The sequence below is a fragment of the Pantoea sp. JV6 genome (assembly GCF_025910055.1).
GTDB classification, from domain to species: domain Bacteria; phylum Pseudomonadota; class Gammaproteobacteria; order Enterobacterales; family Enterobacteriaceae; genus Pantoea; species Pantoea agglomerans.
In genome coordinates this window covers 242,944-262,699 of the sequence record NZ_JAPCIM010000013.1, presented here as the reverse complement: position 1 = coordinate 262,699, position 19,756 = coordinate 242,944, and the positions used below count along the sequence as shown (strand labels likewise).

Here is a 19,756-nt window from a genome sequence, read left to right as displayed (position 1 = left end):
CACTATGCCATGTAAATATTAAAACATGGCCACAACTAAGTGGGCAGGCTGACCACCTGACAGTGAATTTCTTAAATAATCGGGGACGAGGTGAAAGAATAAGTGAAAGGGGATGGGAGGGTCTGGCGGGCTGACTGGCAGTGATCCGATTGGTGGGACTACATCAATGGCTGAGGGCGGAACCTGGCGGGAAAGCCCGGCTTACGCCGGGCCAGATTTTATCTTTACGCCATCTTCAAACGCTGCAATCGTTTCTCGCGGCGAATCTTGCGCTCTTCCATCACCGCAACCAGCGCCATCAGGCAGATACAGGCGATAGCAGCGGCATCCAGTGCGGCAAAGGTGCCTGCCCAGCCGGTCAGGCCAAATATCGGCGTGCCGTCGGCAATCATGCCAAGGCCCAGTTTGGCGAAGCTGTCACCAATCAGATAGGCGAAGGTGCCTTTGATGCCATCTGCTGCGCCAATCGCTTTTTTCGGCACAAAGCCGACCGCGGCGACGCCGATTAACAGCTGCGGGCCAAAGACCAGGAAGCCCAGTGCGAACAGCGACGCCAGATAAACATACTGGTTGCTGGCATGCTGATAGATCCCGAGCGTGGCAATAATCAGCGCTAACGCGACGCAGGCGACCAGCGCACGGCGGCCATTGGCCAGATCGGATAACCAGCCCCACATCAGCGTGCCCACCAGTGCGCCGACTTCAAACAGGGTAAAGCCCTGAATCGCCACCTCTTTAGAGAGCTTCAGCTCCTGGAAGGCGTAAACCGTTGACCACTGATCGATCCCGATGCGCACCACATAGAGGAAGATGTTGGCGAAGCAGAGCAGCCAGATCACCTTGTTCTTCAGTACGTACTCGACAAAGATCTGCCATTTGGTCATCGACTCATCTTCAGCTTCTTTGTCCTCATCGCTCAGCTCTTCGTCAAACAGCTCTTCGGCCTTGCCCAGGCCATAAGACTCCGGGGAGTCGCTGCCGTAGCGCAGGCCGATAAAACCAACAATCAGCGCGATAATCGACGGGAAGATAAACATCCCAATCACGTGGCCGTCGAACAGCACATTGGCGCCAAACAGCGCAACGCCTGCCGCACCGGCACCGCCGAGGTTGTGGGAGATATTCCACATGCCAAGATAAGTGCCACGCTTGCGGCGCGGCGTCCATTTGGTGATGGTGGAGTAGCTACAGGAGCCGCCGGTACTCTGGAAGAATCCGCTTAATGCATAAAAGGCGATCATCAGGAACAGGCTGACGGATCCGGTGCCCATGCTGGCGCTGAAACCCAGCATGCAGATGGCCGAGAGGATCAGCATAAACGGCAGGAACTGCTTGGTGTTTTTGCCGTCAGCATAATAGGAGACCAGGGTTTTCCCGACGCCATAGGTGATGGAGAAGCCCAGACCGATCATCCCCAGCTGCGTCATGCTCAGTCCGTAGGTGGTGATCATATCGTTCTGCGCGATATTGAAGTTTTTGCGGATCAGATACATGGTCAGGTAGCCGATAAAGACCACCAGATAGGACTGCATAAACGGCTTGAACCACATCTTGCGCCGCAGTTCGATGGGCAGATCCAGCGTCGGTCTGCGCACCTGTTTGAGGAATGCCAGCATGGAAGGGGATTCTCCTGGTTGGAATAGCTGCAATGGGCAGCGAATGGCTGGCATTGTAAAAACCTGCCGCCAGACTGGCCTGAGACAGCATCCAGGCGAAACCAGGAAAATTTCTTAGTTTTGCCCCAATCGGGGCAAAAAGGAGAGGCGTATCACGCTTCAGGCAGGGCGCGCGGCGCCTGAGCATTTAAAAACGGCAGCAGCAGTAACGCGGAGATCCCCGCCGCTGTGGCAATCACCGCAAAGAAGCCGCTCCAGTGCCAGACGTCGATAACCCACGCCAGCGGCCAGCCGGAGAGTGACGCACCCAGATAGGCGAAAAGGCCGACGAAGCCGGTTGCCGCACCCGCCGCATCTTTATGGGAACACTCGGCTGCCGCCATACCAATCAGCATCTGCGGGCCAAAGACAAAGAAACCGGTAGTAAAAAAGCAGGCTGCCTGCATCACGTAACTGGTAAACGGCATCAGCCACAGTGAGCCGACGGAAAGCAAAATCCCGGCTGCAAAAATCAGGTTCATCGGCCCACGGTTGCCGTTAAACAGCTTGTCCGAGCCCCAGCCCGCGACCAGCGCACCTATCACACCGCCCAGCTCAAACAGGGTGACTACCGAGTTGGCCGTGACCAGATCTACCCCCAGCGTGTCGGAGATGTAGAGATTTCCCCAGTCATTAAGCGCCGCGCGAACCACATAGACCAGCACGTAACACAACGACAGCAGCCAGATGTAGGGGTTGAATAGCACGTAGCGGGTCAGGATCGCTTTGCGACTCAGACCTGCGCCTTCCTGCTGCTGCGCCATCTCCATCTCATCCTGTCGCCAGTCGCCTACCGCGGGCAGGCCGACAGTCTGAGGCCGGTCGCGCAGACGCCAGCAGAGAAACAGTCCGGCGAGTATCGCTAAAGTGCCCGCAATCATCATCCCGATTCGCCAGCCATAGTGCAGCGCCACTGCACCGATAACGATCGGGATAACCGCACCGCCAACGTTGTGCGCGGTGTTCCATAATGCCCACCAGCCGCCGCGCTCGTTACGTGAATACCAGCTTGTCAGCAGGCGCGCGCAGACCGGCGCGCCCCAGCCCTGGAAAAAGGCGTTGATGGTCCACAGCAGCGCAAAGGCCCACAGTGAGGTGGAAAAGCCAAACAGGATATTGACCACGCCGGTAGCGATCAGCCCCAGCCCCATAAAGTAACGGGCGTTGGAACGGTCACTGACGATGCCGGAGAAGAACTTCGACAGGCCGTAGGTGATGTAAAATAGCGTCGCCAGCAGGCCGATATCAGTGCGCATCATCACGCCGCTGGCGATCACTTCCGGCGCTGCCGCATTGAAGCTTTTGCGGGTAAAGTAGAACAGGGCATAGCCGATCCAGATGGTCGACATGATGTGCCGCCGCCAGTAGCGATAGCGGCTGTCAATCTCACTTTTGTCCTGCAGCGGAGCGGCGTTAGCGGGCGTTTTCAGAAAGTTAAACACGGTGGTTCCTCAGGCCGTACGCAGCGGCAGATGCACGCTGACGCGGGTTCCATGGGTGCAGGAGATAGTCAGCGATCCACCCAGCGCACTCACGCGTTCGCGCATCCCGACCAGACCAAAGCTCTGCTGACCGGAACCTGGCGGCAGACCGCAGCCATCATCTTCAATCACCAGCAAAACGCGACCATCCTGTTGCCAGCCTTTGAGCGTCACGGCGCTGGCGCTGGCGTGTTTCACAATGTTGTTCAGCCCCTCCTGACAGACGCGAAACAGCGTGACGCGCTGCGCTTCGCTCAGCAGCGTCTCATCAATACGCCACTCAAGGTGACTGACGATGCCGCAATCCTCCAGCTCCATCTCACGCATCAGGGAGCGAACTGCCTGTTCAAGTGACAGGTCATCTAGCTGGCGGGGTCGCAGACGTCCCAGCAGTCGCCGCACTGAATCGTAGACACCCAGTGAGAGCTGCTCAATATGGACGCCGCTCTGGATCACCCGGCCATTATCCGGCGCAAGGCGCTGCACAATGCCCGCCTGAGTGCGGATTGCCGTAATCGTCTGACCGATATCATCGTGCAGTTCGCGCGCCACCTCCTGGCGCACATTCTCTTCTGTCTCGACCAGCCGTTCCGCCAGGCGCTGGTTGCGCGCCAGCTCACTCTGCAGCGACTGATTCAGCTCGCGCAGCCGCTGGATGCCGGCACCCAGTAGCAGTCCGGTCAGGCTTTGCGCCAGTAGCGAAAGCAGGAGATCGACCGGATGATCGTGCCAGGTCTGGCTGGCGATCAGCGCGATTGCGTTCATCAGCGTCGCGATCAGCGCACCCTGCCAGCCGTAGTGCCAGGCCAGCGCAATAATCGGCAGCGCCAGACAGAATGGCGTAAAGCGCGACAGTTCAGCGGGCAGGCCAAGCTGCAACCACAGACTGATGACAAACAGCAGCAGATACCAGATAAGATGCCGGGCGCGCCAGTTGACCGGTTGCGAGACCAGCGCCGGCCCCAACGGCTGCCAGCGGGTGCTGGTGAGATAGTGCCAGATGACCAGGCAGGTCGGGGCCAGCGTCAGACCACCGGTGAGCGTCAGCAGCAGGGCGTTCAGCATCTCCTGCTGTCCCGCCCACGCCAGGGATTGCAGCAGCGCCGCGGCGATCAGAGCCGCGCCCTGGCTCAGCAGCGTGCGCCAGTCACGCTGATGGCGGTAATGGGAGATCAGCGCCACCGGCAGCAGCGTCAGTACACTGCCCGCCATTAACAGCGGCAGATGCGCCAGCGCGACCACCTTCGCCAGCCAGATCAGCATGATCCACTCAGCTGCCAGCAACACCGGCCAGTAAGCGCGTGGACATTGCAGCATCAGCCCCAGACGCAGGCCAAACGGGAATAGCAGCACCGCCAGCTCCGGGCGTTCCACCAGGTGCAGGCTGATACTCCACAGGCAGAACCAGGCCGCCGAGAAGATGAAAAAGCTGGCGACAATGGAGATCAGCCGCGAAACACAGGGGCTCATTGCCAGCCATCAAACATGCGGCGCGCCAGCTCCACATCATTGCTGACGCCGAGCTTCTCCATCAGATTCGCGCGGTGGACATGTACGGTTTTCGGTGACAGCGCCAGCTCAACGGCAATTTCCTTTACCGCCATGCCCTGTGACAGTTTTTCCGCCACCTGACGTTCGCGTCGGGTCAGCGGGTCCTGCCGACCAGCGGCCAGCTTGATCGCAATCTCTGGCGTCAGATAACAGCCGCCTGTGGAGACCGTGCGCACCGCCGCGATCAGTTCATCGGGACGACAGCGTTTAGAGAGGAATCCGCGCGCACCGGCATTAAGCGCCTGCTCCACCAGGGCCGGACTGTCATGGACTGACAGCATGATGGTGGCCAGGCCCGCCGGCAGCTTGCTCAGCAGCTCCAGCCCGGAGAGATCCGGCATCGAAATATCGCAGATACAGACCTGAACGCCCCGGCCCGGTAAACCTGCCAGCGCCTCACGGCCAGAACCAAATTCCGCTACGACCTGGAAATCCGATTCCAGGCCCAGCAACTGGGCAAAGCCGGAGCGGACGATAAGGTGATCGTCAATAAGCGCGATGGTGATCATGTTTATTCCTGGCGGGTAAAATCGCGCTTACCTTAGCGATAAGCACGAAGCTGTTCAAGTCGTGAGCAGTCTATTCAGGTAAGGGAGTGGACAGAGTGATGCAGGTCAAACCGTCGTGGATCGTGAGAAAAGCATGCCGGGCTGAATTGCCGCCCGGCAGATCGTGAGGCTACGCAGTCGATTAGTGCAGACAGCACTGCTTATATTTTTTGCCGCTGCCGCACGGGCAGGGATCGTTGCGGCCGGGCAGCTTCTCTGCCGCGACAGGCTTCTGGGGAACGGGAATCGCTTCTGGCTGGGAGATCCAGTGATCGTGCAGCGCCAGCGCAGCAGGACGGATAGCTTCAATGCTGGCTTCCATCTCGTCCGGCGTCATGGCATCGATCTTTTCAAGGTTCTCTTCCACGCCGTGCAGAGCGATGGCGTCCAGCGCGGGTTGCAGATCCTGCGGCAGGGCAGACCAGTCGGTCAGCGCGACACCGCGCATGTAACCGAAGCACCACTCTTCCACCACGGTAAATTCCAGACCTTCCATTTCACGGATGCCAAACAGCGGTTCGAACTGCTCAGGGAATTCAGATAAGCGGTCAGCCACATCATTCATATGCTGGAAGCAAAGCGACATAAAGCGCGTCATTTCACGCTCGTTGCTCCATTTTGGGATCTGCTTCTCGCCACCCCACAGTGCCACCAGCCACTGGCTTGGCTCGACGGTGACGGGACCGGAGAGTACGGCAGTCAGCAGGCCGTCGAGCTCGGAGACATCAATAATCGATGCTTCGCTGCCATATTTTTCCAGCATATCTTCCAGCCATTGCAGCTCTTTTTCGGACAGTGGGCCTTCTTTCATGCGGTTGCCTCCCGGGCATTTCAAAAATTTCAGCGGCGTTGAGCCTTAAAACCGCAGCAGTGTACACCCTTGTGGGCTGCAACACAGCTAACCCTGTTCGGGCGTGCTGCGGTGATTAAACCGCGTTTAGCACCACTTTCACCCCGTTGTGCAGGCGATAGCCCACAGCACTTTATGGTACATTTTTGCGCTCCAGCCAGACAGTTGCGTGTTAAATAATAATAAGTAAATGATTAATATATGAAAAATGGATTTACTGGCAGGCCGGCTGTTGCAGTCTCCCTTGCACGGCTGACCCCTGGCGGCCAGTGGATCAGCAGATTAATGACGCGATTCATGCCAGCCTTTATCTTCCTGCTGGCGGGATGTGGAACCCTGTCGCAAACCTCCGCCCCGGTGGGCGACCGCGTTTATCTGACACACGCCACCTTTCATGAAAATGTCGACGACATCGTGCAGCATTACATGCAACAGAAGCAGGTTCCCGGCATCAGCATTGCGGTCATTCATCGCGGTGGCCCGACCCGCTATTACGCTTTTGGCGTCACCGATCGTGTGCATCGCTATCCGATCACGCCCGATACCCTGTTTGCACTGGGATCGCTGAGTAAAGGCGTGACGGCAGAAGTGATTATCCTGCTGGTTGATCAGGGTAAGCTGCGCTGGAGCGATACACTGGCGGATCTTCTGCCGGAAGGCGTTCGCCTCAGCGCTGACGCGCAGCGCATCACGCTGCTGCAGCTGGTGACGCACACCTCGGGTCTGCCGCGACAGGATATGGATTTGACGATGCTGCAGCAGTTCGTTCGTTATCTGGATACCGGCGAGAACTTCTATGGCAACCTTGATAGCGACAAGCTGCTGAGTTATCTGGCGGACTTCTCTGCACCTGCGGTACGCATGCCACACTACTCCAACCTCGGCTATGCGCTGCTCGGTTATATCCTGCGCACGCGTTTTCATCAGGACATTCAGACGCTGGCGTCGCAGCTTATCTTCACACCGTTAAAGATGAACCAAAGCAGTTTTGTACCGGAAACGCTGACGGGCTATCCGCTGCGTGCGCTGGGCCATGCAGGCGATCAGCCGAAATTTATTCGCCGCGGCACGCTGACGCCTGACTGGCATTTTCACGGCAACATGGTGGCCGCGGCCAGTCTCTACAGTAATGCGCGCGATCTGAGTGCTTATTTGCGCGCACATCTCAGCGCTACCGGTGATGCTGCGCGGGACCGGGCTTTCGCGGCGGTAGATCAGGCGTGGTATCAGCAGGGCGCGCAGGCGCAGAATATCGCCTGGGTGACCGACACTTTCGAAGGGCAGCAGATCACCTATCAGGTGGGCTATATCGGCGGCTATGCCAGTTTTATCGGCTACGATAAACGTAACGGCAATGCGATTGTGGTGCTGCAGAACGGCTTTAACTGGAGTAACTATTTAGGCATTGCGTTGTTGGTCGATCTGGCAACTCAGGATAAAGTGGTCGGACAGTGATCCGCTACCTGGCCTGTGTGCAGTAAAGTGAATAGCGCTGTTTTTCCTTACACATAGCGTCAGTGCGCCGGAACTGAAGTGCGATAAACATTGTCTTTAGCCTGACTGTCAAAATTCAACGTGGAAATCATTATGCGCAGGACTCAACGTGTACTTTTATCAATGGGATTACTGGTTGGCTCGCTGAGCCTGATCCCCGCTGTACAAGCCGCTGGCGAAGCAACGGATACCGTTCCGCCACCGCCGCAGATTCAGCCTGCTAATCCGGATGCGCAGCCCGCTACGCCTGATACGGGCAGCGTTCAGCCGGATGCCGGTGGCGCGCAAAGCCAGGCACCGACCAGCTCACAATCTAATGATGGTATTACGCCGACCACGCCGGCACCTTCCAATGGCGCGCACCCTAATTACGACCTCAGCACCATCATCATCGACTACAAACAGTACCAAATCGGTGACACAGTGCCAGAGAAGTACACCGATAAAACGTACACCATCAATGAGTGGCAAAAGCGTAATCTGCCTGCTCCGCAGGAAAATACCCACTGGGCCTATATCAACGCCAACTACATTCTTATTACCAATGACACCGGCAAAATCGTCATGGGTAAATCGGGCGATATCTTCTTCCGCGGTTAAAATAAGCGCGGTTAAAATAAGCGGTAAAAATCAGCCGGTCGTGATGACCGGCTTTTTTTAGCTGAAACGCTCAGCACCAAAGCTTGCCAGCATCGGATGCTTTTCACCGCTTACAATCTCCTCCGCCAGTAATTCACCGACAATCAGCGCCAGGGTTGCGCCCGAATGCGTGAACGCCACATAACAGCCCGGCACCTTCTGCAGTTGCCCCAGCACCGGATCGCCATCGCCTGGAATCGGCTTCAGGCCAATTTTCCAGCTCTGGACGCTGAGCGGCTCGTCACCCCGTAACAGCTGACTCGCTTCCTCGGCCAGCTTTGCTACAACCTGCTTATCAATATGGTAATCGCCTCCGGCCAGCTTCTGGATATCAGCCTCGTACCAGTCATGATCCAGGGCGTAACGGTTGCCGGGGTTTGGCCGGATGGCGGCGCGAGGCGTGTTCAGCACCGCCTTGAGTTCATGTTTGCCCGGCTCAGTGATCACCAGCATGGAGACGGGCGATCCGTTGGGAATCGTCACGCCCAGTGGCGCAATCACATCCGGTGTCCAGGGCCCGCAGGCGACCACCACCGCATCTGCCCGCAGTTCGCCCAGCTCACTGCGAATGCCGCAGGCCCGGCCCTGATCGGTGATCACACTGGCTTTACCGGCGTGTTCAATCACTTCACCACCCCGCGCCCGGAACTGATTCACCAGATACTCTGACAGGTGCGGCAGGCTGACCCAGCCTTCACCGGGGTTAAATATCGCCTGCGACGGCAGCGCGTCAGGATCGATCGTCGCATCCGCCTGCGCCACGTTATCAGGTGTCATGAGTTGTGAGTCGTAGCCGTGTGCTTTCTCATAGGCGTGCCGCGCCTGCGTTCCTGCTGCATCATTGCTGAACCAGCAGACCCCGCCATCAAAACGCAGCCAGTCGAGGGTAGGTTGTTGAGCAAACAGGGTGCGATAGCGATCAATGCCCGCCATGCGCAGCGCGTGATAGGGGCGGGAGCGTTCACCCGCCGAGTTGAGCCAGGAGAGTGAACGTCCCGATGCGCCAGAACAGAGCGCGGCTTCGGTCACCAGGGTCACCGCCGATCCCCGTTTTGTCAGCTCCAGCGCCGTCGAGACACCTATTACGCCACCGCCCAGAATAACCACTTTCATTTCAGTTTTTACCGCCATTATCAGGTTCCTTGCTCAGTTACAGCACTTCAGAGAGAAAACGTTGCAGTCGCGGCGACTGTGGCGTATCAAAAATGGCGCCCGGCGGCCCGGCTTCAACAATCTCGCCTTCGTCCATAAACACCACCTGATCCGCCACTTTGCGCGCAAAGCCCATTTCATGTGTCACCACAACCATCGTCATGCCGCGACGACAGAGATCCGCCATCAGCGTCAGGACACCTTTCACCAGTTCGGGATCGAGCGCGGAGGTCGCCTCATCAAACAACATGACCTCGGGATCCATCGCCAGCGCGCGGGCAATCGCGACACGCTGCTGCTGGCCGCCGGAGAGATCGCGTGGCCGGTGATCGGCGCGCTGACCCAGACCCACTTCTTCCAGCCGCTGACGCGCAATCGCCATCGCCTGCGCTTTGGGCAGGCCTTTAACCCGCCACGGTGCCAGCGCCACGTTCTCCAGCGCGCTGTGATCGGGGAAGAGATTGAAATGCTGAAACACCATGCCGATCCGTAACCGCAGCGCATCTGGCTTGTCGCGCAACACTGACCGATCAGCCAGAAGTACATCCCCCGATTGCGGTTCATGCAGCCGGTTGATGCCGCGCAGCAGCGTCGACTTACCCGAACCGGATGGCCCGATAATGCAGGTGGTGCTGCCGGGCGCGACCCGCAGCGAGACGTTACGCAACACCTCAATCGGGCCATAAGCCAGAGTCAGATCGCGCAGCTCCAGGCTGGCACCGTGCCAGCTCGCGGCAGTGATGCTGTTCAGGTTATTCATGGTTGCCTCCGATCCGGGGATGAGTGACCAGTGCGCCGCCGGGCGCTCTGACTTCCTCCACCTCTTTTAAGCCACTTTGCGGGGCAGTCAGGCGACGTCGGCCGGTGCGATAACGCACATCGACATAGTTGACCATGTGCGTCAGCGGCACAGTGATAATCAGATAGAACAGCCCTGCCAGCATCAGGGGCGAGAGGTTGCCGGTGAGCACCGCAGCGTCCTGGCCCACGCGAAACAGTTCCCGTTGTTGTGTCATCAGGCCCAGCAGGTAAACCAGCGAGGAATCTTTAATGATGGCGATGAACTGGTTAACGATGGCGGGCAGTACGCGGCGAATCCCCTGCGGGATCACCACCAGTCGCATTGCCCGGCCATAACTCATCCCCAGTGCACGGCAGGCTTCCATCTGGCCGCGTTCAACACTCTGAATACCGGCGCGGAAAATCTCGCCCATGTAGGCGCTGGCGATCAGGCTGAGGGCGAAGATTCCCAGCGGATAGGGCGTAGGACCGAACAGCTGATAGCTGAAGCGCGCCAGGCCCTGACCAATCAGCAGAATGGTCAGAATTGATGGCAGACCGCGGAACAGATCGGTATAGAGCCGGGCAGGCAGACGCAGCCAGCGTGAGGGCGAGATGCCCATCAGCGCCAGCAGAAGGCCGAATAGCGTGCCGAGCAGCGTTGCCGCCAGCGAGATAATCACCGTGTTGACCAGCCCGGTGGTCAGCATCTGCGGCAGTACTTCCATCATTGATGGAAAATCAAAGAAGGTGCGGGAAAGAATCGTGAGCAAGTCCATCGCCGTCTCCATGCAGGGTGGGGGATCCCCCGGTTAACTCAGGACGCGAACGTCCGCATCTTTACTGCCCGCCAGGCAGATACTGTTTTGGCATCGGCGATCCGGGGAACCACTTCTGATAGAGCCGTTGCCAGGTGCCATCCTGCATGGCTGCTTTAATGGCGCTGTCCAGCGCGGCCTTGAAGGCGGGTTTGCCTTTGGCAATGGCAATGCCGGCCGGTGCATCAAAAGAGGGGATGTCGGCGGCAGAGACCAGCTTAAAGCGGTCGGCGTAGCTTTTTGCCGCCTCGTAGTCGAGGAAGATTGCGTCGAGCGTACCGTTGTTGAGCGCAGAGACTGCGCTGTTGTTATCCGGGAAGCGTACGAGATCGGTCTGGGTGAAGTGTTCGACGGCATAGCTCTCCTGCAGCGTACCCTGAACCACCCCGAGCCGGTGTTTTGCCAGGCTGGCGACATTCTTCACGCCGCTGTCGTGGCGGGTCAGCACGGTGAGAAATCCCGCCAGATAGCCGGTTGAAAAATCCACCGTCTTTTCACGCGCAGGGGTGATGCCGATAGCCGCCACCGCCGCGTCATACTGACCGTTGGCCACCGCCGGCATGATGGCCGAGAAGTCCTGTCCAATAAAATCGACCTTATCGATCCCGATACGATGGGCGACATCTTTGAAGAATTCGACATCAAAGCCGGTGAACTGACCGCTGGCATCCGTGAAAGTGTAAGGTTTTGAGTCGCCGACGCTGGCGATGCGTAGCTGACCCGGTTCGATCAGCCCATAGGGATTGTTATCGCTGGCAGCCAGCGTACAGAACGACAGTGAACAGAGTGCGAGCGTGGTGCCGAGCAGTTTGCCCAGGGTGGTTTGCGATTTCATAGCTCATCCGTTTTTGCAGGTTTAAACATCAGAGACTGTTGAGCCAGCGGTTATAATTGAGACCGGTCTCAACACAGGTGGCACCTTAAGACACTGATGTTGTGAGACCGGTCTCAAGGGGTTACAATGAGTTTAAGCACAGCCTTTTTTCGGCGTCAATATTCCTGTCATCAACCTGTGATTCAAAATAATTATGACCAGCCAGAAACGACAATCTAAAGCGCCCACCGTAGCGGATGTGGCGCGCGCAGCAAAAGTATCCAAAGCCCAGGCGGCGCGTGCGCTAGGTGGCTATGGGGCGGTCAGTGATGAGGTGCAGGAGCGGGTCAACAGCGCGGCCTCCGCGCTGGGCTATCGTCTGAATGCCCTGGCCCGCAGTATGAACACCGGTCGTTCTAATACCATCGGTGTGATTGTCGGCGACATTGAGAATCCCCATTTCGGTCTTGCGCTGCGCGGCATGGCGGATGTGGCGCGCACTGCCGGTTACCATCTGCTGCTCAGTAACAGCGATGAGAAGTTGCAGGCTGAGCAGGATGCGGTGCGGGTGATGCTGGAAAAGCGGGTCGACGGCATCATCGTTGCGCCCTGCTGTTCAGAACACCATCACAACAGTCACCTGACTCAGGTACTGGAAGAGGGCAGAGCGCTGAAATTATTTGATCGCGCAGTCACTGACCTTGATGTGGAGGCGATCTGCTGCGAATTTACCGAAGTGGCTGCAGAAGCAACCTCGCAGTTACTGGAAGCGGGCCATCGCCACATCGCCTATATCACCAGCATGGCACTGGCAACCGACTACAGCACGCCAGGGGATTTTGGCCTGACGCCGGTCGCCCAGCGCGTGGGCGGCATGATGCAGGCATTTGCTGCCGCGGGCGTGGAATTTGATCCGACGATGGTGAAAGTGAATGCGCTGGACGAAGCGGAGATTGCCCGTATCGTGGCCGAGCTGTGGCAGCGTCCGCAGCCGCCCACTGCGCTGGTGGCTTCTGACAGCGTGGTGGCGATGTGGCTGCTGCGCGAAGTGACGCAGCGCGGACTGCGAATCCCTGCTGATCTCTCATTCGTGATGTATGACAATTTTCCGTGGAGTGAGATTGTCACGCCACCGCTGACGGTGGTAGCGCAACCGGTGTATGAGATGGGCCGTGAAGCGGCACGACGCCTGATCGCGGAGATACGCGGCGAAGCCGTCGGACCGATGCCGCGCTTTGATGCCCGTCTGATGATTCGCCAGTCCATTGCCGCACCGGCCAGCCTCATTAGTGCGGAATGATGCGGTTAACCCGGCCAGCCCGGTAACCGGTATATCGCCTGGCTGATGCGTTCGCAGGCAATGGTTCTATCATTTTCGCCAGTTTTGGTCCTTTTTAATCAATTATGATCGTGGCAATCTGCAGAGATAATCTGCAGCCAGGAGACAACATGCCACAACATACCAATCAGTTCGGACAGCCGGTCGGTGAGCCAATGCCAGACTGGCAGCCCCGACCTCTGCCCCAGCATCAGGTTTTTACTGGCGAAGTTTGTCGGCTGGAGCCGTTCAGTGTGGCGCGTCATGCTGAGGCATTGTTTGAGGCATGGGCGCTGGCTGAAGATGGGCGTGACTGGACTTACCTGCCTGCCGGTCCCTTTACCGAACGTCCGGCATGGCAGGCGTATGCCGCACAGCTTGAAATGAGTCGTGATCCGCTGCATTTTGCCGTGATCGAGCTCGCCACCGACCAGGCAGTAGGCAGCCTGTCGTTAATGCGCATCCAGCCGGAACATGGCGTGATGGAAGTCGGGCATGTCATGTTTTCGGCCCGGCTGAAACAGACCCGCATGGCAACGGAGGCGCATTTCCTGCTGATGCGTTACGCCTTTGAGACGCTGGGTTATCGCCGCTATGAATGGAAATGCGATAGCTGTAATGCCCCTTCCCGTAAGGCAGCGGCACGTCTCGGTTTTCGTTATGAAGGCGATTTCCGTCAGGCAATCATCTACAAAGGGCGTTCACGTGACACCAGCTGGTTCTCGCTTATCGATAGCGAATGGCCGCAGGTGAAAAAGGGCCTGAAGCGCTGGCTGGCGGAGGAGAACTTTACCGCCGACGGTCAGCAGCGCGAAAAGCTGGAGGCGCTGCGCGACAGACTCTGACCGGGTGATAACGGGATCATATTACAATATCTTTCAGGACCGCCGCCAGCAGGGTGGTGGTCATGAGAATAGATAACCGTTTGATCCAGCGCATATCGGTGGTCAGAGTAACAACGTCATTTCTGAGGCTGTCCACAGCCGAAGTTAATCGGAAATTCATTTCACTGAGAGCGACATCCAGCTTATCCACCTTGGCTTCTAACTGATTAAAACGGATGGCCAGTTTGTCCGTTTTTCTTTCAACATGGCCAAGCCGCTCGTCTATCTGATGTACTTTTGTTGTGAACTGACCAAGCTGCCCATCTATCTGATCGACTTTGGTTGTAAGCTGGCCGAGCCGGTTGTCTATTTGATCAACTTTTATTGAAAGCTGGCCGAGTCGATCATCCATCAGGTCGACTTTGGTCGTAAGGTGACTGACCCGATCGTCTGTCTGGTCGGCTTTTGCCTGAAGCTGGCCGAGCCGAATGTCTATATGGTTGGCTTTGGTCTGAATCTGACCGAGTTGCTTTCCAACCTGTCCGCCTGGCTGCCTCTGCTGCATATCAGTAAACACCTCCACCATCGCCTCCGCTTGCTGATCGTCGATCCCTGCCTGTTGCAGCGCTTTAAAGGCTTTGTGGGTACTCATCATTGTGCTTGTCATCACGACACCTCCCTGTGCACTTCAGCGATAACGGCATCATGACAGGCAAAAGACGTATCGCCACTAAGCCGGTTATATTTTGCGCGCCTCGCCGAAAAATATCAATTAGTACAACAAGTAACGTGCAACAGAGTGCGGGCTGTCTCGCAACATTTAGCTGATGGCAGGACGAGGCGACTCTGCGGAAATCCGCAGAGTCGGAAAGAGAAAAGCGGGCGTCAGGGCTGTGGCACGATTTTAATTTCAACCATGCCGATGCCCAGTTTGCGCGGATCCTGACCGGTGATATTGCCGGTGTTACTCAGCTGTGGTTCAGGTGGTGCAATTACCAGACGATGGCTGGCGCCTGGGTTATCAAAATGCAGGGTATGGGTCGATATCTCTTCACTCAGTGACAGCAGTTGCTGCTGATCGCCCACCCGAACCGGAATCGCCCGGTGCGCATTGGGGCCATACGCACGCGCGGTGATCACCAGATCGAACTTCGCGGGCAGCGCATCGATATAGTCGATATGAACCTCGGGCGCGAGATTAGCGTTAGACCAGCGTCCCCAGCTCTCTGGCCGTGAGATGCCGCTGAAGCTTTTAACACTCTCCGGCGCGCCAGGCACGTCGAGCCGGAAGCTATCGGCGCTGTAGCGAATGTTGTTATCTTCAATACGGATCTGCGCGAGGTTCTGCTGGTAACGCGCATCGCTGATAGCGCCCTCGGGGAAACGGACTTTGCCTTTCCACTGCGGTTTGTCGACATGCGTCACCGACGGCGTGCCGCCGAGCTGTCCCATCGCCACACAGAGATCGCCGGAGAGTGCCAGCGAAGGCTGCCAGAGTCGCGCCATTTTAAAACAGCGATCCACCCAGAGGAATTTATCGGCTGAGTCGAAATCCGCCAGCTGATAGCGCAGCGGTGCCGAATATTCCCCCTCCGGCATCGGCTCGACATGCTTATCACTGATGCGGAACAGAATCGGCAATTTGAAGGTGGTCCCTGAGAAGCTGAAGATATTCTTCGCCTGATCCACCGTGAAGTTGTCTATCTTCTTCGGGAAGTTCCACAGCTGGATAATGTCGGGCTTCCAGCTCGCCACCTTACTCTTCATATCGTCGAACTGGGTGGAGAGTGAAAGCGATGAGAGGCTGCTGCGGCCCAGGCCAATCGCGTTATCGCCGCCGAGAATATCGAGCAGCGTGGCGCCGTTATCCAGCGTGCTGCGCTTCGCCTCCATCAATTCCGCCTGCGGCTTGTCACCACGGATCACCATGAAAAGATTGCGACGGGGCTGTTTGACCAGCCACGGATGCGCAGTGTTGTTCATCGCCAGATGATCCGAGCTCACCACAATCACGGTGTTTTTGAACCACGGCGACGCTTTAATGCGCGCAATCAGGCGCGCCACATGCTCCTGCGAGCAGGCGACCGCACTGAATGACTGATTCGGTTTGCCCTCAATGCTGTAGCTCCTGCGATCGCAACTGCGTGAGATAAATCCGTCAGGATGATGGGTGTCGACGGTCAGCGTAAACAGCGCAAAAGGTTTACCGGCCTGAGAGAGTTCCTGATACTTCTCAAACACCTCATCCATTACCGTATCGTCGTAATAACCCCAGTTATTACGGTAGGTGGGATCGGCGATGCGGCTTTTCAGCTCCTGCGAACCATAAAGGTTAGCGGGATCAAAACCGTGTGATTTCAGGAAGACATCTTTCCCGGCGAAACGCAGATCGGCACCCTGAATAAACCAGTTCTCGTAGCCAGAGTTTTTCAGGATGTCGCCCAGACAGACGTTCTGAGGATAGAAGCTGGAGAGCGATGCTGACGCATTGCCATCAAACGGGGCAAACAGCGGAATGCCACACTGTGAGGCGACCATACCTGCAATGGTGTAATCGGTACCTGGCAGCTGTTCGGTTTCGCTGAAGTCGATGCTCTGCTCTTTCTGCCGGCTCAGCTCCGGCGCTAAGCCGGGAAAGGCGATAGGGTCAAAATAGGTGCGCTCTAAGCTTTCACCATAGATGTAAACCACGTTGAGGTGCGGCTGTTCAATGCGATTACGCGGCACTTTATAGAAGTTGTCGAAGTCAGAATCTGCCAGTTGGGTATGCGACACAATCAGGGTCGCGACCTGGCGAAAGGCCGGGGTAGTCTGCACCGAGCCGAGTGCACAGGCGGCGGCCAGCAGCGACCAGCCCATGTGATGCGGACGCTTACGCCGCCGCAGAATCCACGACAGCAGGCAGAACAGCAGAAACAGCACGATGATCAGCCCAATCGCCGGCACCACATATTTACTGACGCCCGCGCCGGTCAGGCTATTGGTCAGGGTATAGAGCACCGCATCGTTGATGCCGTCACCGGTAAAATAGTTGCTGGCATAGAGGGTGGCGTTCAGCACAACGAAAAGCACCAGCAGAATAAGAACGACAATAAACCAGAATTTGTTACGCCCGGCTTTACAGGAATAGATTGCAATAGCGGCCAGAAACAACGCGACGGACACCAATTCGGACAACGGCAAATCCTCTCTTCAGGGCTACGCGAGGCTTCACGCAACCGGCCACCTTCGGGGGATGGTTTTTCGACAATCTATATTGGCTGTAATCCGGCTGCAACATATCCGGCCCGATTTGTGCGGTGAAGAGCAGATTGGTTTATTGTCATTTCAGAAGTGAGGTTATCAGGCGTGACGGTGGCTGGCGCGCACCGTCAGCAGAGCAGAAGTCAGGGCGATTTTCAGAGTTTGCCGGTGAGATATTGTGCTTCGCCGTCGGCAAAACTCCAGTCACCTTTGTCGTTTGTGATAAAGCTGATCATTAAATCGTTGCCCTGCACACCACAATGTTCACGCAGCTCACGCGCCAGCTCGGCCATGAACAGCTGTTTCTGTTCACTGCTGCGTGGGCTGGTATAGACCCGCACCATCACCAGATTATCGCTCCGGCTGAACCCCAGTCCGGTATCCTGAAACACCATCTGATAGCGCTTGTTTTCCTGAACAATCTGGTAACGATCGCGTTCCGGTACCTTAAAGGCCGTGAGCACGGCGCGGTGTGCCGCATCCAGCAGTGTACGTAGCTCTGATTCTGAACGACCCTGGATAACATCAAATTGCAGCAGTGGCATAGCGGATTCCTCCCGGTGATTAAGAACCCTATGGTGACCCCTTTATCCGGCGGGAAAAAGCGCGTAGCCTGAAATGATTATTCACTATAGTGAACAATCACGATGAAAGAGATGAAAACGGATACGCTGTGGGATCATCTGCATTGGCTGACCGTACTGGCAGAGCAGGGCAGTTTTACCCGCGCGGCAGAGCGGCTCGACGTCAGCAAGGCGGCGATGAGTCAGAAAATTAAAGAGCTGGAGGAGATGGCCGGTGTGTTGCTGGTACAACGCACTACGCGCAGCGTGCGGCTGACCTCTGCCGGTGAGAAGCTGGTGGAGGAGCTACGCGAGCCTTTTGCCCGCATTGAACAGAGTTTTTTCAGCGTGCGGGACACCGCCGGGCCGGTGCGTGGCCTGGTGCGCATTACCGCACCGGTGGCGTTTGCCCGTCAGCAACTGGTGCCGATTATCGGTGAGTTTCTGCGTGATTATCCGCAGGTGCGTCTGCAGCTGGATGTGACTGACCGCATTGTGTCGCTGAGCAGCGAGGGATTTGATCTGGCCATTCGACACAGCGACACCCTGCCGGAAACCCACGTGGCACTGCCGCTCTGTGACACACGGACATTACTGGTGGCATCACCCGCCTATCTCAACGAACAGGGGATACCGCAGTCGCCGCAGGATCTGGCGCAGCATAACTGCCTTTACTATCCACGCGGCGTCGAATCACCGCGCTGGCGATTTACCACCTCCGCGGATAGCGAACAGGTCCAGATACGGATTCAGGGCAGCTTTGCCACTAACAACAGCGAGTCGATACGCGATGCGGCCCTGCAGGGGTTAGGGATCGCTATGCTGCCCGATTTCAGCGCCCGGGAGGCGCTGGCAGCAGGGTCATTGCAGCAGGTGTTGCCTGCGTGGCAGCCGGTTGAGGCCTTTGCCGCCCGCCTGTGGATCGTACGACCCTGGGCGGCGCAGGTGCCCCGCGCGGTCACCACGTTTACGCACTGGCTACGCGCGCGCTTTGACCGTTGATGGCAATGCCAGCGCAGGTGGCGTGGTGTGCATCATCTCGCCAATCAGGCTGCTGCGGTTATATAAACCAAGCCGCAGATTAAAGTCGAGATGCAGCCGCTCGTTGCCGGTTAATTTTATAATGGGTGGCGGCGTCTGTGGCCGCTGCTGAAACATCACTGACTGCGCAAAGGCGCTGCTGCTGTCGGCATGCAGGCGCTGATAGAACCAGGCGCTGGCTTCACTTTTACGCAGATAGAGATTCGCCCGCCGGTATTCCCGCATCGCAACCTGCTGCGCCAGCGACAGGAGCTGACGAGACGGATTCTCCATATTCTGCACAATCAGCGGAAAATCATCACGCTTCTTCAGCTCATGGAAATAGTTGCGGATACCGACGTTTTTAACCGGTGCCAGCTGTTTCAGCCATTCGCGGATAAACGGATTTTGCGGGGCGGCAGCAAGAAACCAGCTCTCGGTGATCGGCGCAAGCAGGTTCAGCGTTGATTGCTCGCCATAGTAACCAATGAGATCCATTGACCGCGCTTCGTGAACGCGATGCACCCAGGCGAGATTCTCAAACAGCAATGTGCTGCAATCAATGCCGATGCCGCCATAACGGTGAATCAGCTCAAGCCGGATGATTTCACTTTTATGTGCCAGCGTCAGATCGGAAGAGATAAAGTTAAGATCGGGCAGCCACTGCGACAGGGTGCGCTGCGTAATCAGATAAACCTGGTGGTCGGGGTTGTCCCGCCGGATTTTACTGATATTCAGCGCCATCGAGGCAGGCAGGTGATCGTTATGCCAGACCATCCAGACGATTTTTGGAATCTTCGGCAGATCTTTCTGCTGTGCGATCAATACGACATTATCTTCCTGACCCGGATCATATTCCGGTGCCCGACAGAGTTTCTGCTGTTTTCTATTCCATAACATCTGGCTACTGAACGATATTCTTTTCCAGTTACGCCAGATTTTATGCGCTGGACGTTGGCGATGTGAAGTCATGGTACACCTGTTATTTTTATTTTCCCGTCATAGT

Annotated in this window: 18 protein-coding genes; 5 read left to right on the top strand and 13 right to left on the bottom strand. The window is 57.1% G+C overall.

Annotation, left to right across the window (positions count from 1 at the left end; genetic code table 11):
* Positions 1-224: 224 nt before the first annotated feature.
* The 5 genes from uhpT to OK412_RS15230 all read right to left on the bottom strand — a co-directional run bounded on the left by uhpT (position 225) and on the right by OK412_RS15230 (position 6,046).
* Positions 225-1,616 carry a hexose-6-phosphate:phosphate antiporter gene (gene uhpT, locus OK412_RS15250; protein WP_031593256.1) on the bottom strand — a complete coding sequence of 464 codons (1,392 nt, stop codon included), beginning with the start codon at positions 1,614-1,616 and terminating at the stop codon, positions 225-227.
* Between the two features lie 152 nt (positions 1,617-1,768).
* Complete coding sequence (locus OK412_RS15245) at positions 1,769-3,097, bottom strand: MFS transporter (RefSeq protein WP_264353307.1); 1,329 nt, start codon at positions 3,095-3,097, stop codon at positions 1,769-1,771.
* Positions 3,098-3,106: 9 nt separating this feature from the next.
* Positions 3,107-4,606, bottom strand: a complete 1,500-nt coding sequence (gene uhpB / locus OK412_RS15240; RefSeq protein ID WP_033759779.1) for a signal transduction histidine-protein kinase/phosphatase UhpB — start codon at positions 4,604-4,606, stop codon at positions 3,107-3,109.
* Entirely contained in the window at positions 4,603-5,196 is a 594-nt protein-coding gene (gene uhpA / locus OK412_RS15235; RefSeq protein WP_033787435.1) for a transcriptional regulator UhpA, read from the bottom strand. Before uhpA ends, uhpB begins: the two co-directional genes overlap by 4 nt.
* A 181-nt stretch (positions 5,197-5,377) precedes the next feature.
* Positions 5,378-6,046 (bottom strand): YecA family protein, encoded by a 669-nt coding sequence (locus tag OK412_RS15230; RefSeq protein ID WP_033769584.1) that lies wholly within the window; start codon positions 6,044-6,046, stop codon positions 5,378-5,380.
* Positions 6,047-6,286: 240 nt separating this feature from the next.
* Here OK412_RS15230 and OK412_RS15225 point away from each other — a divergent pair, with 240 nt between their 5' ends.
* Both OK412_RS15225 and OK412_RS15220 read left to right on the top strand, forming a co-directional pair.
* Positions 6,287-7,540 (top strand): serine hydrolase domain-containing protein, encoded by a 1,254-nt coding sequence (locus tag OK412_RS15225; protein WP_264353306.1) that lies wholly within the window; start codon positions 6,287-6,289, stop codon positions 7,538-7,540.
* A gap of 132 nt (positions 7,541-7,672) precedes the next feature.
* Positions 7,673-8,179, top strand: a complete 507-nt coding sequence (locus OK412_RS15220; RefSeq protein WP_033759783.1) for an RcnB family protein — start codon at positions 7,673-7,675, stop codon at positions 8,177-8,179.
* Positions 8,180-8,236: 57 nt separating this feature from the next.
* Here OK412_RS15220 and OK412_RS15215 read toward each other — a convergent pair whose 3' ends face one another.
* The 4 genes from OK412_RS15215 to OK412_RS15200 form a co-directional block, all read right to left on the bottom strand.
* Positions 8,237-9,349: an NAD(P)/FAD-dependent oxidoreductase gene (locus OK412_RS15215; RefSeq protein ID WP_250488908.1), complete on the bottom strand. Its 1,113-nt coding sequence runs from the start codon at positions 9,347-9,349 to the stop codon at positions 8,237-8,239.
* A 19-nt stretch (positions 9,350-9,368) separates the two neighbouring features.
* Positions 9,369-10,130: an amino acid ABC transporter ATP-binding protein gene (locus tag OK412_RS15210; protein WP_031593264.1), complete on the bottom strand. Its 762-nt coding sequence runs from the start codon at positions 10,128-10,130 to the stop codon at positions 9,369-9,371.
* Positions 10,123-10,929, bottom strand: coding sequence for an amino acid ABC transporter permease (locus OK412_RS15205; RefSeq protein ID WP_010671730.1), 807 nt, complete (start codon positions 10,927-10,929; stop codon positions 10,123-10,125). Before OK412_RS15205 ends, OK412_RS15210 begins: the two co-directional genes overlap by 8 nt.
* A gap of 61 nt (positions 10,930-10,990) precedes the next feature.
* Positions 10,991-11,803, bottom strand: coding sequence for an ABC transporter substrate-binding protein (locus OK412_RS15200; RefSeq protein WP_031593265.1), 813 nt, complete (start codon positions 11,801-11,803; stop codon positions 10,991-10,993).
* A 193-nt stretch (positions 11,804-11,996) separates the two neighbouring features.
* Between OK412_RS15200 and OK412_RS15195 the strand changes: the two genes are divergently transcribed.
* Together OK412_RS15195 and OK412_RS15190 are read left to right on the top strand one after the other, a co-directional pair.
* On the top strand, positions 11,997-13,082 hold the full coding sequence (locus OK412_RS15195; protein WP_050680040.1) for a LacI family DNA-binding transcriptional regulator: 1,086 nt from the start codon (positions 11,997-11,999) through the stop codon (positions 13,080-13,082).
* A gap of 149 nt (positions 13,083-13,231) precedes the next feature.
* A complete protein-coding gene (locus OK412_RS15190; protein WP_264353305.1) occupies positions 13,232-13,945 on the top strand; it encodes a GNAT family N-acetyltransferase in 714 nt (237 codons plus the stop codon).
* Positions 13,946-13,961: 16 nt separating this feature from the next.
* Here the strand turns inward: OK412_RS15190 and OK412_RS15185 are convergent, their stop codons facing one another.
* The 3 genes from OK412_RS15185 to OK412_RS15175 all read right to left on the bottom strand — a co-directional run bounded on the left by OK412_RS15185 (position 13,962) and on the right by OK412_RS15175 (position 17,712).
* The gene (locus OK412_RS15185) at positions 13,962-14,591 is read right to left on the bottom strand and encodes a hypothetical protein (RefSeq protein WP_264353304.1); all 630 of its coding nucleotides are present in this window, start codon (positions 14,589-14,591) and stop codon (positions 13,962-13,964) included.
* Between the two features lie 218 nt (positions 14,592-14,809).
* Entirely contained in the window at positions 14,810-17,101 is a 2,292-nt protein-coding gene (opgB, locus tag OK412_RS15180) for a phosphatidylglycerol--membrane-oligosaccharide glycerophosphotransferase (RefSeq protein WP_264353303.1), read from the bottom strand.
* Between the two features lie 221 nt (positions 17,102-17,322).
* Complete coding sequence (locus tag OK412_RS15175; protein WP_010251498.1) at positions 17,323-17,712, bottom strand: tautomerase family protein; 390 nt, start codon at positions 17,710-17,712, stop codon at positions 17,323-17,325.
* Positions 17,713-17,814: 102 nt separating this feature from the next.
* On the opposite strand from OK412_RS15175, the gene OK412_RS15170 reads away from it, so the two are divergent.
* Positions 17,815-18,732 carry a LysR family transcriptional regulator gene (locus OK412_RS15170; RefSeq protein ID WP_033787426.1) on the top strand — a complete coding sequence of 306 codons (918 nt, stop codon included), beginning with the start codon at positions 17,815-17,817 and terminating at the stop codon, positions 18,730-18,732.
* Here the strand turns inward: OK412_RS15170 and OK412_RS15165 are convergent.
* Positions 18,709-19,722 carry a glycosyltransferase family 32 protein gene (locus OK412_RS15165; RefSeq protein ID WP_264353302.1) on the bottom strand — a complete coding sequence of 338 codons (1,014 nt, stop codon included), beginning with the start codon at positions 19,720-19,722 and terminating at the stop codon, positions 18,709-18,711. The genes OK412_RS15170 and OK412_RS15165 overlap by 24 nt on opposite strands.
* Positions 19,723-19,756: the final 34 nt, after the last annotated feature.

Coding starts and splice junctions, on each gene's coding strand:
- uhpA (WP_033787435.1), bottom strand. CDS start 5,196: ATGATCACCATCGCGCTTATTGACGATCACCTTATCGTCCGCTCCGGC.
- OK412_RS15205 (WP_010671730.1), bottom strand. CDS start 10,929: ATGGACTTGCTCACGATTCTTTCCCGCACCTTCTTTGATTTTCCATCA.
- OK412_RS15195 (WP_050680040.1), top strand. CDS start 11,997: ATGACCAGCCAGAAACGACAATCTAAAGCGCCCACCGTAGCGGATGTG.
- uhpT (WP_031593256.1), bottom strand. CDS start 1,616: ATGCTGGCATTCCTCAAACAGGTGCGCAGACCGACGCTGGATCTGCCC.
- OK412_RS15200 (WP_031593265.1), bottom strand. CDS start 11,803: ATGAAATCGCAAACCACCCTGGGCAAACTGCTCGGCACCACGCTCGCA.
- OK412_RS15165 (WP_264353302.1), bottom strand. CDS start 19,722: ATGACTTCACATCGCCAACGTCCAGCGCATAAAATCTGGCGTAACTGG.
- uhpB (WP_033759779.1), bottom strand. CDS start 4,606: ATGAGCCCCTGTGTTTCGCGGCTGATCTCCATTGTCGCCAGCTTTTTC.
- OK412_RS15220 (WP_033759783.1), top strand. CDS start 7,673: ATGCGCAGGACTCAACGTGTACTTTTATCAATGGGATTACTGGTTGGC.
- OK412_RS15185 (WP_264353304.1), bottom strand. CDS start 14,591: ATGACAAGCACAATGATGAGTACCCACAAAGCCTTTAAAGCGCTGCAA.
- OK412_RS15210 (WP_031593264.1), bottom strand. CDS start 10,130: ATGAATAACCTGAACAGCATCACTGCCGCGAGCTGGCACGGTGCCAGC.
- OK412_RS15230 (WP_033769584.1), bottom strand. CDS start 6,046: ATGAAAGAAGGCCCACTGTCCGAAAAAGAGCTGCAATGGCTGGAAGAT.
- OK412_RS15175 (WP_010251498.1), bottom strand. CDS start 17,712: ATGCCACTGCTGCAATTTGATGTTATCCAGGGTCGTTCAGAATCAGAG.
- OK412_RS15190 (WP_264353305.1), top strand. CDS start 13,232: ATGCCACAACATACCAATCAGTTCGGACAGCCGGTCGGTGAGCCAATG.
- OK412_RS15170 (WP_033787426.1), top strand. CDS start 17,815: ATGAAAGAGATGAAAACGGATACGCTGTGGGATCATCTGCATTGGCTG.
- OK412_RS15215 (WP_250488908.1), bottom strand. CDS start 9,349: ATGGCGGTAAAAACTGAAATGAAAGTGGTTATTCTGGGCGGTGGCGTA.
- OK412_RS15225 (WP_264353306.1), top strand. CDS start 6,287: ATGAAAAATGGATTTACTGGCAGGCCGGCTGTTGCAGTCTCCCTTGCA.